Here is a 13096-nt window from a genome sequence, read left to right as displayed (position 1 = left end):
GCCGCGAACTGTGTTGAGCTGATCTGTTTATCCCTTGTTCACGGCAGGGAGGGATTCGTCGCTGCGCGATGCGCTCCGGACGCGCGTTTTCTATCCTTCTTCCTCTTTCCATCTTCCGTCTTCATCCAAGCAATCAGCCCGATAGTAGTGACAGCAGCGATGCCGATCCAAATAGTTCCCCAAAGTGTGGATAACTGGATCCCCAGACCTCCGGTAACGGTGAAAATCAGTGTGGCCGGCAGGAATATAAACGCAAAAATATTCACTCGGTGACTGAACTTCTCACGCTTAACCGCCTCTTCGCGCAGTTGTTCGGCTCGTTCGCGATTTACCTGCTCTTCTTCGGCGCGCTGGTTGGCTTCCAGATAATCCATGATGGATTTCTGCTCGATCAGTGAATGCTTGATTCTTTCTTCCAGCATGCGCACGTTCTGCATGGCTTGCAGCACCCGAGTTGCAGATTCACGTCCGGGTATCTCCTGCAACCAGCGCTTGCCGTGGAACTCGATAAACCTTTTTTGAATGTCCTTGTATCGCTTAAGCGAAGCAGCGGAATCCTCAAGGTTTCCGGTTGCCGCTAGATTGGCCAGGTGTCCCGCGCGCTGGGTCAAGAATTCATCTTGCTGCATCGTCAAGACCGCCAAATCGACGAAGACTGAATGCGCTAAGGCCACCGTATGCCCAGTCTCTGCGATCCAGTGTTCAGGATCGCCATCCGGACGGGACTGGGCAACAATCCCCATCCGGACGGGACTGGGCAACAATCCCCATCCCCCGATCACTGCACCAACCAATTGACGGGCCAAGGGAGACTTGGGCTTTGCTAACTCCGAGGTCGGACCAGTCGCTCAAAGTTGGCTTAGGCGTGGCGGTTTGAGCAATGCTCAGTGCATGCGCCCAGCGCACTGCAGGGTTGTCCATCGCGCTCGGTCCGTGCGAGTGTTTTTGGCACTGAGGAATCTTGTCTTGCGGAATAAAAGTGGAGATCGTATAGATGTTCCCCCATGGATCCTGCTTGTCTTTTGATTGCAGAGCGCCGCCATTATTCAGTTCTACTGCCAAGCCTGCTGAACGCAAGGCGTTGTTTACACCCGCTCGCAAGTCCTTGCCATCGATGTTTGTGCCCGGCAGTAGCCCAGCACGAGTCGGCCGGTGCAGCGCAGAGGTCACCCAACCGGGGGTTTGCAATGCCTCTTTCGAAAGCTTCAGGTGCAAGGCGACGTATTCAGCGTTGCCGGCTCCTGTTTCCGCCTCACTACGAGAACGTGAAATTCCAGCGATCCGGATACCGGCGCCGGTCAGCTTGCTGATTTCCTTCTGGTTGTCGAAAGCAAACGTTGGAGCACCCGATAGTGCTTGCTTCGCGTCGGCAGTCATGGCCAGGAAATGAGGTCCGACCGAAGTCTTGTCGAACCAGCTTTTTGATGCTTTATGCAGATTTCCCGCGTCGTTTTGGAGAAACTCAGAGGTTTCGCTATGCATGTGACCGTTAACTTCGTTTGGCGGCTAAATCACAACTTGAACTGGCGGTTTGCATCGTCCCGTTTGTTGAACGCCATGCGGTGCATGTTGCTCCATCGATTCCTTCCGATAGCGTCGGGGTTCATACAGGTTCATTCGTGCGAGCATCGCGACATTGCTACAGCCTTTCCCACGACGCAACGGAGCTGATGGATAACTTCAGTCATCCACCAGCTGGGGCCAGTTGCTGGCGAAGTAGGTCACGAACGGCTCCGCCAGTTTTTCCACGCGGAGGTGGTCCCGTGTCACGGGGAAGGACGGAGGACGATAGCCGGGGTTGGCAATTGCCCTGCGCGCGAAGGCGTGGTCGGAAATAGCGGCTTTGCCGATGTAGGCGAGGTCGGCCCCTTGGTCGAGTACCCGCTGCACCGCCGCGGCGTCAGCTAGGTGTCCGGAGACACCGAGGGCTGTTCCGTAGCGTGGCAGATCGAGGAAGTGCTCGAGGAGTGTTCGGCTGCCTTCGGGGGCGTTAGCGGGAAGCTTTGCCACGTCCCATAGCGACAGGTCAAGGATGTCGATGTTCCCGCCGGCGAAGAGCTCGCCGACGAGCTGGACCATGTCCGCCAAGACCAAACCGTAACGTTCAACGGACAATCGGAGCCCGATGTGAAAGTCCGGGCCGGTGCGTTCCCGGATCGCCTGCACAACTTCTTTCGCGAAGCGGCTTCGCCCAGCGGGGTCACTGCCATACCCATCCGTTCGGAGATTGTTCGAGGCGTCGAGGAACTGACCGACTAGGTAGCCGTGGCCTCCGTGCACTTCGATACCGTCGATTCCGGCTTTCTCGGCGCGGGCGGCGGCCGCGGCGAAGTTTTCCACGGCTTGCTGAACTTCACCTGTCGTCATGCCTCGCACGCCGGTCTGCGCATCATCCCACGGACCCACGACTTCCTGGCTGGTGAGTGTCTTCTCCGCACGCACGCCTCCATGATGGAGCTGCACAGAGGACCGGGCACCAGCGGCGGAGACAGCGGCGGCAAGGCGCTCGAGGCCGGGCAGATGCTCGTCGGAGGAAATACCGAGCTGGCCGGGCCAGACCTGTCCGCCCCGGTGCACATAGGCGGCCGCGGTCTGTAAAAGGCCGAACTCACCTTCAGCGCGGGCGACCAGCCAGGCAAGTTCGTCATCGGAGAGGGTACCGTTCGAATTGCTCTGCTGGTTGGTCATTGGCGCAAGGACCAGGCGGTTGGGCAGAAGGTGCCCATGGCGCAGGTCCAGCGGGTCGGAAAGATTCGTCATGCGGCTCCTATGGAATACGGATTTGGTTAGGCGGGTAACGGAAGTGGTCTCGTCGTCGACAATGCCGATGCTGTTCATCGAACAACATCCACACTCTGGAATGTATGCCTCGCAACACATGTGTGATGCAAGGCAATCGATCAAGACACTTAGGGGCCTTGCTTGTGAATTGCAGTGCTACGTGGCGACTTTTGACGACGCTCAGCATCATGTGCGAGCCGTCAATTGATTCTGGCCGAGATACAGTGTCTTTGCGTTCTCCCGGCAGGTCAGGGCGTGAAAGCCAACGTGTGGTGTCGGGATTCTTTCATAGCTCCCCGTTACAGGCTATTTGTCCAGGCGGTGGTTGGCGATTGCAGTTGAGTCCACGGAAGTTGTCTCCGCGCTGTGTGACATGGCCCAGTTAGCCAACAGTTGCAGCCCCTCGTGGGAGGCGGAGCCTGGTTCGGCGGAGAACGCCAGCATTTGGAGCCCCGGCTCGGAGGTGAGATCCAGCCCCAGGAACGTCAGGTCAAGGTCTCCGACGATGGGGTGGTGGATGCTTTTGAGGCCGGTGCGGTGTTCGCGTACGTCGTGCGCTCCCCATAGCGTGCGGAAGAGGTCGCTGCGGGTGGAGAGTTCCCCGACGAGGTCGCTGAGTTGGCGGTCATAGGGTGAGCGGGCCGCTTCGACGCGCAGGAGCGCGACGATCTGGCGGGTGTTGTATTCCCAGTCCCGGTAGAACGTCTGCGCCCGGGGATCGAGGAATATGAACCGTGCGGCGTTCACCGGCGCTGTTGCGCCGTCGAACATCGGCGAGAAGAGCGCACGGCCGAGACGATTGGTGGCCACTGCGTCAAGGCGTCCGTTTTGGACGAACACCGGGACGCTGGACATGGCGTCGATGGTTTGCTGCACGCTCTGATTGATCTGCGTCTTGCGGGTGGGGTATCTGCGTTGCGGGTGGGTTCCGGCGTTGGCCGTGCGGATCAGCTCGTGCAGATGCGAGTGTTCGGCCGCATCCAGTTGCAGGGCCCGGCTGATCCCGTCAATCACGGCTTCCGAGACGCCCTTGGCGTTTCCGCGTTCCAGGCGCTTGTAGTACTCGGAACTCATTCCCGCCAGCAGGGCAACCTCTTCCCGCCGGAGCCCGGGCACGCGGCGGCGTCCGCCGAAGTCGGGGAGGCCCGCCTGCTGGAGGTTGAGCTTGGCCCGGCGTGAGGTGAGGAACTGGCTGAGGTCGTGCTGGTTGTCCATGTTTCCGAAGATACAGCACCCTGGACGTTGTAGCGGGGCCCTGCCAGGGAACCCATAGACAGGGTCTGGCTCACTTGGCTGCTGGCCTGTTGACTTGAGACATCGGCTTCCCGATTGGGCGGTTTCAACGACAGAAAAGGCATCATCATGAGCAACGTTTGGTTCATCACCGGAGCAGCCCGCGGCATGGGCGTCGACCTGGCCAAGGCCGCACTGCATGCAGGCCACCGCGTGGTGGGCACCGCCCGCGACGCCGCCAAGGTCACCGCCGCCCTGGGCGAGCATGAGAACCTCCTGGCCCTCTCGCTGGACGTCACGGATGCCGAAGCATCGGTTGCCGCCGCCCAGGCAGCTGTCGAGCGCTTCGGAAGCATCGATGTCCTGGTGAACAACGCGGGCAACTTCTACGCCGGCTACTTCGAGGAAATCAGCGATCGCCAGATGCGCCAGCAGATGGAAACCAACTTCTTCGGCCCGCTCAATGTCACCCGTGCAATCCTGCCGGTCATGCGCCAACAGCGCAGCGGACACGTTTTCACCATCACCTCCGCCGCCGGGCTCATCGGCCAGGAATTCTGCGCCGCCTACGCCGCATCGAAGTTCGCCCTCGAAGGCTGGATGGAGTCCCTGCGCTACGATCTGGAGCCATTCGGCATCCACACCACGATCGTGGAGCCCGGCTTCTTCCGCACCGAGCTGCTGGTCGAGGGAGCGTCTTCCATCTGGCCGGAACTCTCTATCGAGGACTACCAGGAGCGCACCACCGCGACCATCGCCGCCTGGAAGAGCATGAACGGGCAGCAGGGCGGGGATCCCGCCAAGCTCGGCGCGGCTCTGGTCACCTTGGCTGCGCTGGAAACCCCGCCGCTGCGATTCGTTGCCGGAGCCGATGTCGTCGCCGGTGCCGAAGACAAGGCCCGGCTTCTCCTGGCCCAGGTCGAGGCCCACCGCGAGTTGTCCTCCGACATGGCCCTCGAGAACGCCTAAGAACCCATGAAGAAGCCATTGCTCCTTGTTGTCCTTGCCGCCGCGGCCGCGGTCGCTCTCACCGCATGCTCTTCACCTGCCGCCGAGGAAACGCCGGCCACGACCACGCCGGCCACAGCCGCCGCTCCGTCCACCACCACCGCGCCTTCGGCACCCGCCGAGGCTGCGGCCGACGGGACGCCGATCACCATCACGGCCGGCGACGTGGTCCTCACCGCGACCCTCAACGACACCCAGGTGTCGCAGGACTTTATCGCCACCCTCCCTGCAACCTTGCCGTGGTTCCGCAACTACGGCATCGAGTACATCAGCGAGCTTTCGGCACCACTGACCGAAACCGGTCCGTTCTACACGGACGTGCAACCGGGCGACATCGTCTACTACAACCCGGCCGACAGCATCACGATCATCTATGAGGAAACCAGCTCGGTTCCCACCCTGACGAAGATGGGTGAGATCACCTCCGACCTCAGCATCTTCGAGAACCTCCCCGACAACGTGGAAATGACCGTCGAGCTCCAATAAGACCCCCGTGGCCTCGTCCAGACGCGCCAGCCGGCGCGTCTGGACGAACCTGCGCCACACCAAGAACCAAAGGACATCCCACACGTGGATTCATCATTGACCGGCACCACCGCCATCGTCACCGGGGCCAGCAGTGGCATCGGGGCGGCCATCGCCCGAAGCCTCGCCACCCACGGTGCTTCCGTCGTCCTCATCGCCCGACGCAAGGACCGGCTCGATGCCCTGGCCGCCGACATCGAGGCCGCCGGCGGCACCGCCCTGGCCATCGAAGCCGACATCACAGAACGCTCCCAGGCCGAACAAGCGGTCGTCAGGGCGCTGGACAGCTTCGGAAGGCTTGACGTCCTGGTCAACAATGCGGGCCTGATGCTCATCGGCCCGATCGTGGGGGCGGAGATTGACGAGTGGGAGCGGATGATCGCCGTCAACCAGAAGGCCCTGCTCTACATGACCCACGCAGCACTGCCGCACCTCCTGGCCGCCGCTGAGGACGACCTACGTCAGGTCGCCGACATCGTCAACATTTCCTCCCAAGCCGGACGGACCGCCACCAAGGACTTCGGCGTCTACAACATGACCAAGTTCGGGGTTAACGGCTTCACCGAGTCTCTGCGCCAGGAAGTCACCAAGAAGAACGTACGCATCGGCGTGTTCGAACCCGGTGCCGTCGACACGGAACTCATCTCCCACAACACGGAGGAGATCCGCGAGACTCTCAAAACCACGAACCTGGACGCGATCCCCGAACCCCTGCAACCGGAAGACATCGCGGACAGCGTTGTCTTCATGGTGACCCGCCACCGCCGCGCAACCATCGCAGAATTGTGGGCCATGCCCACCTCCCAGGCATAGTCTCCACGGCCGGCACCGAACCCCGAAGAGGAATGCCAACACTGCATCCCCTTCGCCCCCCACATAGAAAGAACGACATCATCATGACTGCATGGTCCACCGAACAGCTCAACACCATCGAAGCCCACGAAGGCTTCTACGTTTCCCCCTACCGCGAAGACGGCATCACCCCCGGCACCCCCACCGAAACCTGGGCACTGGTCATTGACGGCAAGGTCTATGTACGCGCGGCCAACGGAAAGGACTCACGCTGGTACCAGGCCGCCATCACGCAGAAGGCCGGGCAGGTCCGCGTCGCCGGCGTCAGCTACGATGTCGTTTTCGAGGACGCCGGAACCGACGACGAAGCCCTGATTGATGCGGCCTACGAGGTGAAGTACGGTAACGCCACGGATGCCTTCGCCATCCCCATCATGCAGGGAGAGGTGCCCAAGGCCGCTGCAGTGCGTGTCTCCCTGCGCTAACCAGGGCTCCGGACAAGACCTACCCGTGTCCACTTGATGCCCAACATATTCAATTGAGTCGGGGGAAGCGGACCGGGCCATCATGCCACCCCTCACTGACCCACGGCTCCGACCACCCCCGATGCGGCCGGAGCCGCCACGCAAAGGCCGATCGACACAAATGCGCATTCAGCGTCCGCGCACCAGCCAATTGACTGGTCTCAAAAAACAAAAGATTATTGAGACACTCTCCTCAGCCCGGCCATGCCGTCTCAATATTCCGTAACGGCAAGGAGTCCAACCGTCTTATAAAGTCGTCCCAACGTAAAACGTCTTACCTGCTTGCCGTGCAGGGTTTTTGAGCCACACTGGGGCAGGTGAGACATTTGGGATACACGCGCGTGAGCACTTCGAGCCAAGACGCGGCCTTGCAGCTCGATGCCCTGGTTGCTTCAGGGGTGCAGAAGCGCGACGTGTTCGCCGACGTGACTTCCGGCAGCCGCAGCGCGATCGATCGGCCCGGGATGAAGAAGCTGCTGGACTATGCCGAAGCCGGCGACACCGTCGTGGTGTGGCGGGTTGACCGGCTGGGTCGCTCCCTGATCGATGTCTTGAATACCGTGAACCTTTTGCGGGAGCGCGGGATTAATGTCCGCTCCATTTCCGATGGCATCGACCCGGCCACATCGACCGGTCGGATGATGCTGAACATGCTTGCTTCGTTGGCCGAATACGAGCGCGAATTGATCATTGAACGAGTCAACGCCGGCATTGCCGCCGCCCGGCAATCCGGAACCCGTTTCGGCCGGCCGGTCTCGGACCCGGCGGTGATTGCCGACAAGCTCGCGATCGCTAAAGATGCCCGCACCAGGGGACGCACCGCCGAAGACGCAGCACGCCTGGTTGGCTGGAGCCGCGCAACGTTCTACCGCCACTTGGGCCAAGAGCCCGCATCTTCCAAGAGTCTGTGATCGGCCGTGTCCCTGCGAAGCGAAACGCGCAGGGACGTACCGCTGGGGCAAGACCAGATTGGCAGCAGTACCGAGAAAGCAGGAACTCCTCGTGACTACCTGGCTAAGGCAACAGCACGTTGGGAAATACTGCGGCAACACGTCGAAGACGGAGTGCCGTTGACGGTTCTGGCAGGGGAACACCATATCGGCCTGAGGACACTGCAGCGATGGCACCAGAGCTTCAAGCTCCACGGGAAGCCCGGTCTGGAACCGGTGGCACCGGGCAAACGCGGACGCCGGATGCCCAGCGAATTCGTGAACCTGGTCGAAGGCCTCGCCTTAGCTAAACCGCCCAGGACTACGGCAGCCATCCACGAACAAGTCAACAAGGTAGCGCTCCACCAAGGATGGGCACCGGTTTCCTACTCCACCGTCCGCTCGATCGTCGGCGCGATAGATCCGGGGATGATGACGCTGGCGCAGCAAGGTACGGCGGTGTACCGCGATAAATATGAATTGGTCTGGCGCCGCCGCGCCGAACGTCCGAACGCGGTGTGGCTGGCCGATCATACCGAGCTCGACATCCTGGTTTTTGACGCTGGCCACCAGCCGGTCCGACCGTGGCTCACCACGATCATGGATGATTACTCGCGAGCCCTCTGCGGGTACATGCTCTTCACCGGTGCTCCCTCATCCTTGAATACGGCATTGGCGTTGCGTGAGGCGATCTGGCCCAAAAAGACAGCAGATTGGGCGATGTGCGGAATCCCTGATGTGCTCTATGTAGACCACGGAACCGATTTCACGAGCCACCACTTGGCGCAGGCCGCCAGAGACCTGCACTTCGAAATCATTTTCTCCGCTGTGGCCCGGCCGCAGGGCAGGGGAAAGATTGAACGATTCTTCGGCACCCTCAACACCGAACTCTTAGCCCGGCTGCCCGGCTACTTGCACAATGTGCGCAACCCCAAGCCGGGGCTGTCCATCGGTGAACTGGACATGGCGCTGGGTGAGTTCATTGGGCAGAACTACCACCAGCGCGAGCACCAAGAGATCAAGGAAACGCCTCAAACAGCGTGGCAGGGCAACGGTTGGTTACCGCGTCTGCCTGAAACCATCGATGAACTGAACCTACTGCTGCTCACGGTCGCCAAGCCACGGATCGTCCACCGCGATGGCGTGCATTTCCAAGGGCTACGCTACATTTCCCCGTTCCTGGCTGCCTACGTCGGAGAATCCGTCATTCTCCGCTATGACCCGCGGGACGTTGCCGAGATCCAGGTCTTTCACCGTGGCCAGCACATCTGCAAAGCCGTGGATCCCGCGCATGAACGAGCCACAGTGACGTTCAAGGACATCCAGAAGGCACGCTCCGCACGCAAGCGTCAATTGCGCGGACAAATCAAAGAACGAATCGCCACCGTCGCAGAATTTCTACCGGCCGGGCAACCAGCAACGGAGGTATCCCAGCCTGATCCGGCGGTCCACCGAGCGCAGAAAACGAAGTTGCGCACCTACGCAGAGGACGAATAATGGCACCCTCAACTTTTATCGCAACAAAGGAGCATCGCCGCTTCACTGAGTTCGCCAATGCTGTGCGCCGGCAGCGGACCATCGGGATCTGCTACGGACAAGCTGGAATCGGCAAAACCCTCTCGGCTAAACGCTATGCCAACTGGAGCCCGAAAGCCGCGGCGTTAGTAGAGGAATGGGGTCGCCGGGAGGACAGTGACCTCCAAATCTATAAGGATCTAGCCAAAACGCGGACCGTCTTCTTCACCCCAGGGGTATTGACGACGCCTAAGCAAATCAAAGAAGAGCTCTCACTGATCACTAATCGGACCTCGATCTGCATTCACCAACATCTCGATACTCTAGGCGTCACGAACGGTCCGATGAATCAAGACAAGCATGTGGAGCTGATCATCGTCGACGAGTCGGAACGACTCAACGCCACTGCCTTGGAAGTGCTGCGAGATAGGTATGACAGGAACAATATCGCTCTGATGCTGATTGGGATGCCCGGCATAGAAAAGCAGTTCAGCCGATATCCTCAGCTCTATAGCCGTGTCGGCTTCGCCCATGAATACCGTCCGCTTGCGCAGGATGAAATGCATTTCGTCCTGCAACGAAAGTGGCGTGCCCTCGGCAAAACCCTGGATTTGGAGGACTTCACCGATACGCAAGCTGTCGTGGCGATCGCGCGCATCACGCGCGGTAATTTCCGGCTGATTGATCGGCTCTTCGCACAGATGCAGAGGGTAATGAAGATCAATGAGCTGGACACTATTACCGATGACGTTGTTGAAGTTGCGCGTTCCACGCTCGTTATCGGAATCGGTTGAACCGCCCTGAGTAGCTGCGCGAAAACCGCCAAATCAAGCTAACAGTCACAGCTATGCAGATCTTTGCAGAACATCTTCCACGTGATATCCGCGGCATTCGACGGGACCCACCACAAGTTTCCATCAGGTTCCGTGATCGAAGATGCCGGAACTCTGGCGACCAACGCCACGGATCCCCACATCCAGCTATTTGCGTGGACCTCGGTGGGGTGCAACGGCAGCGTCGAATCAATCACGCCTGTGTTTTGACCTGAAGACATCTTTTTCCTTGCGCTCTCATCTCAGCGAGTTTCGGATATTAAATACACTCCCCATAAATACAGGCTATCTACAATTACCCGGCATGCAGGAGGAAGCAACGGAATATTTCTCGTGAACAATCCATGACTCCACTTGCCCTCACCCTCAGTGAAATGGCCTATTTCCACGATCGGCAAAAGAGCGCCTGCCGTAGCTCGGCTTCGGTTCGCGAGCGAGCTTGCCCCTGCCGCCCAGCTGGCAAGAGGATAGCGCCGGTCGGGCATCCTTTGTCGACTACAGGGCAACGATGGCCATGCAGGGAATCCGGCATCAGATCGACTGGCTAGCCAGGATTCCAGCTATCGATTGTGTGCTGCAGTACATCCGTTCCGGCGCCCCGCAATTGCCCATTTCGAAACATTCCCGCTCCCGGAGAATTCGGCGTGATCTTGCGGATTCCCAGGCCTTCACGGTAATCATTTCCAAAGATTTCCAAAGCCCGCTTGACACCGTTTGAGATTCGGCGCACACTGATCGTATACGATTTGATGTACGAGATGATGTTCGATGAAAGCAGGCCGATCAACGGTGAGCAATATTGTCCCAGTAACCGAAGAGACCTTCGCGCAGGCAGGCAAGATCCTGGCCGTACACCTTAGCTACTCCTCGCGTGCGGCGCAGCGCGGACGCACCCCGAAGTTCCCCAGCTACTTCATGAAGGCCACCAGCTCGCTGGCCGCCAGCGGTTCCACCGTGGAACGCCCTGCTGGCACCGAGCTGCTCGCCTTCGAGGGCGAGATCGCACTGATCATCGGCAAGACCGCTCGCCGCGTCTCGGTAGACGAAGCCTGGGGCTACGTCGGGCAGGTCACCGCATCGAACGACCTGGGCGTGCACGACATGAAGTACGCGGACAAGGGCTCGAACATCCGCTCCAAGTCCGGCGACGGCTACACCCCGGTGGGTCCCAACGCCCTGGATGCTGCCACCTTGGATCCTGCCAAGCTGCGCGTGCAGACCTGGGTCAACGGCAAGCTCGCCCAGGACGCCGACACCTCCGAGCTGCTCTTCTCCTTCGCAACCATCATCGCCGACCTGTCCCAGCAGATGACCCTGCAGCCAGGTGACATGATCCTCACCGGCACCCCGGCCGGCTCCACCGTCTTCTTCCCCGGCGACGTTGTCGAGGTCGAGGTCACCGATCTGGTCTCCGGCGCCACGACCGGCAAGCTGGAGACCACCGCCGTCGAGGGCACTGCGGCCTTCGCCGCTTTCGGCAACCAGCCAAAGGTCACCGACAAGGACAAGGAAGATGCCTACGGCGATCGCGAGACCGCCGGCATGGCCCCGATCATCACCGGCAAGGACGTGCTGACCGACAAGGTCCGCGAGCAGCTGGCTTCGGTGGCTACCGCCACCTTGTCCGCCACCTTGCGCAAGCGCGGCCTGAACAACGTGAACATCGAAGTCCCCGGTGCCACCAAGGGCATGCAGCGCGTGATCGGCACCGCCCGCACCCTGCGCTACATCCCCAACCGCGAGGACCTGTTCAAGGCCCACGGCGGCGGCTACAACATGCAGAAGCAATCCATCGACTCGCTCAATGACGGCGAGATCCTGGTCATGGAAGCCCGCGGCGAGACCGGCTCGGCCACCCTGGGCGACATCCTGGCCCTGCGCTCCCAGCAGCTCGGCGCCGCCGGCATCATCTCCGATGGCGGCGTACGGGACCTGGACGCCGTGTCCAACCTGCAGATCCCGGTCTTCTACAACGGCGCCCACCCAGCGGTTCTCGGCCGCAAGCACGTGGCCTGGGACAAGGACATCACCGTGGCCTGCGGCGGCGTATCGGTGCAGCCAGGCGATGTGATCGTGGCCGACTCCGATGGCATCGTGGTCATCCCGCCAGCAATGGTGGCCGAGGTGGCCGCTGAAGCCGCGGTGACCGAATCCAATGACGAATTCATCTTCGCCATGGTCCAGCGCGGCCACGGCATCGAGGGCCTGTTCCCGATGAATGATGCGTGGAAGAGCAAGTACAACGCCTGGAAGGACGCAGGCAGCCCGGATCTGGACTCATGGTCGCTGTAATGACCGCCTCCAAGTCCGAAGCCGCCTACCAGCTGGTTTCCGAGCGCATCGTCAACGGGGCATACTCCCCCGGCTACCGGCTGGTGCTGGGCACCATTGCCGATGAGCTGGGCTGCTCCGTGGTTCCGGTGCGCGAGGCGATCCGCCGGCTGGAGGCCGAGGGCCTGGTGTACTTCACCCGCAACGTCGGGGCGACGGTGGCCCACGTGGATTCCACCCTGTACCTGCACACCATGCAGACCCTGATGGTCATCGAGCCGGCCGCTACCGCGCTGGCTGCCGATGCCATGGATGCCGCCTGGCTTGCCAAGGCACGGGCGCTGAACGAGAACATGCGCCAGTGCCTGGCGGATTTCGATCCGGTGGCCTTCACCCGGATGAATACCGAATTCCACCAGCTGCTCTACGGCCAGTGCCCCAATCCGCACATCCTGGACCTGGTCCAGCGCGGATGGCGCCGGCTGGCGGCCATGCGGGCCAGCAGCTTCACCCACATTCCCAACCGGGCTCGCGCCTCGGTCCAGGAGCATGAGGCGCTGCTGGATCTGATCGGCAACCATGCCACCCCGGCGCAGATCGAAGCCGCCTGCCGGGACCACCGCTCGAATACGCTCAACGCCTATTTGAAAGCGGCCGGCATGGCACCTAGCGCCATCTAGCCAGC

The 13096-nt window shown here is 60.9% G+C and carries 13 protein-coding genes; 9 read left to right on the top strand and 4 right to left on the bottom strand.

Going from position 1 to position 13096, the window contains the following annotated elements:
* Nucleotides 1-38: 38 nt before the first annotated feature.
* From ACWICV_RS00965 to ACWICV_RS00950, 4 genes are all read right to left on the bottom strand, one after another.
* Complete coding sequence (locus ACWICV_RS00965) at nucleotides 39-743, bottom strand: hypothetical protein (protein ID WP_402473834.1); 705 nt, start codon at nucleotides 741-743, stop codon at nucleotides 39-41.
* Entirely contained in the window at nucleotides 703-1482 is a 780-nt protein-coding gene (locus ACWICV_RS00960) for a hypothetical protein (RefSeq protein WP_402473833.1), read from the bottom strand. The genes ACWICV_RS00965 and ACWICV_RS00960 overlap by 41 nt, the downstream gene beginning before the upstream one ends.
* A 198-nt stretch (nucleotides 1483-1680) precedes the next feature.
* On the bottom strand, nucleotides 1681-2838 hold the full coding sequence (locus ACWICV_RS00955; RefSeq protein WP_402473832.1) for an oxidoreductase: 1158 nt from the start codon (nucleotides 2836-2838) through the stop codon (nucleotides 1681-1683).
* A gap of 249 nt (nucleotides 2839-3087) precedes the next feature.
* Nucleotides 3088-3996 (bottom strand): helix-turn-helix transcriptional regulator, encoded by a 909-nt coding sequence (locus tag ACWICV_RS00950; protein WP_402473831.1) that lies wholly within the window; start codon nucleotides 3994-3996, stop codon nucleotides 3088-3090.
* Nucleotides 3997-4143: 147 nt separating this feature from the next.
* On the opposite strand from ACWICV_RS00950, the gene ACWICV_RS00945 reads away from it, so the two are divergent.
* From ACWICV_RS00945 to ACWICV_RS00905, 9 genes are all read left to right on the top strand, one after another.
* A complete protein-coding gene (locus tag ACWICV_RS00945) occupies nucleotides 4144-4983 on the top strand; it encodes an SDR family NAD(P)-dependent oxidoreductase (protein ID WP_454090911.1) in 840 nt (279 codons plus the stop codon).
* Between the two features lie 6 nt (nucleotides 4984-4989).
* Entirely contained in the window at nucleotides 4990-5508 is a 519-nt protein-coding gene (locus ACWICV_RS00940) for a cyclophilin-like fold protein (RefSeq protein WP_402473829.1), read from the top strand.
* An 84-nt stretch (nucleotides 5509-5592) separates the two neighbouring features.
* Nucleotides 5593-6360 carry an SDR family NAD(P)-dependent oxidoreductase gene (locus ACWICV_RS00935; RefSeq protein ID WP_454090912.1) on the top strand — a complete coding sequence of 256 codons (768 nt, stop codon included), beginning with the start codon at nucleotides 5593-5595 and terminating at the stop codon, nucleotides 6358-6360.
* Between the two features lie 83 nt (nucleotides 6361-6443).
* Nucleotides 6444-6824, top strand: a complete 381-nt coding sequence (locus tag ACWICV_RS00930) for a DUF2255 family protein (RefSeq protein ID WP_402473827.1) — start codon at nucleotides 6444-6446, stop codon at nucleotides 6822-6824.
* Between the two features lie 356 nt (nucleotides 6825-7180).
* Nucleotides 7181-7774 carry a recombinase family protein gene (locus ACWICV_RS00925; RefSeq protein ID WP_454090913.1) on the top strand — a complete coding sequence of 198 codons (594 nt, stop codon included), beginning with the start codon at nucleotides 7181-7183 and terminating at the stop codon, nucleotides 7772-7774.
* A 6-nt stretch (nucleotides 7775-7780) separates the two neighbouring features.
* Nucleotides 7781-9289 carry a Mu transposase C-terminal domain-containing protein gene (locus ACWICV_RS00920; protein ID WP_402473826.1) on the top strand — a complete coding sequence of 503 codons (1509 nt, stop codon included), beginning with the start codon at nucleotides 7781-7783 and terminating at the stop codon, nucleotides 9287-9289.
* Entirely contained in the window at nucleotides 9289-10101 is an 813-nt protein-coding gene (locus ACWICV_RS00915) for an AAA family ATPase (protein ID WP_402473825.1), read from the top strand. Before ACWICV_RS00920 ends, ACWICV_RS00915 begins: the two co-directional genes overlap by 1 nt.
* A gap of 807 nt (nucleotides 10102-10908) precedes the next feature.
* A complete protein-coding gene (locus ACWICV_RS00910; RefSeq protein ID WP_181148971.1) occupies nucleotides 10909-12432 on the top strand; it encodes a fumarylacetoacetate hydrolase family protein in 1524 nt (507 codons plus the stop codon).
* Complete coding sequence (locus ACWICV_RS00905; RefSeq protein ID WP_454090914.1) at nucleotides 12432-13091, top strand: GntR family transcriptional regulator; 660 nt, start codon at nucleotides 12432-12434, stop codon at nucleotides 13089-13091. Before ACWICV_RS00910 ends, ACWICV_RS00905 begins: the two co-directional genes overlap by 1 nt.
* The last annotated feature ends 5 nt before the right edge of the window (nucleotides 13092-13096 follow it).

It is taken from the genome of Glutamicibacter sp. NPDC055354 (genome assembly GCF_053644955.1).
Note: the sequence above shows the minus strand (reverse complement) of the source record. Positions and strands in the feature narration are given on the sequence as shown.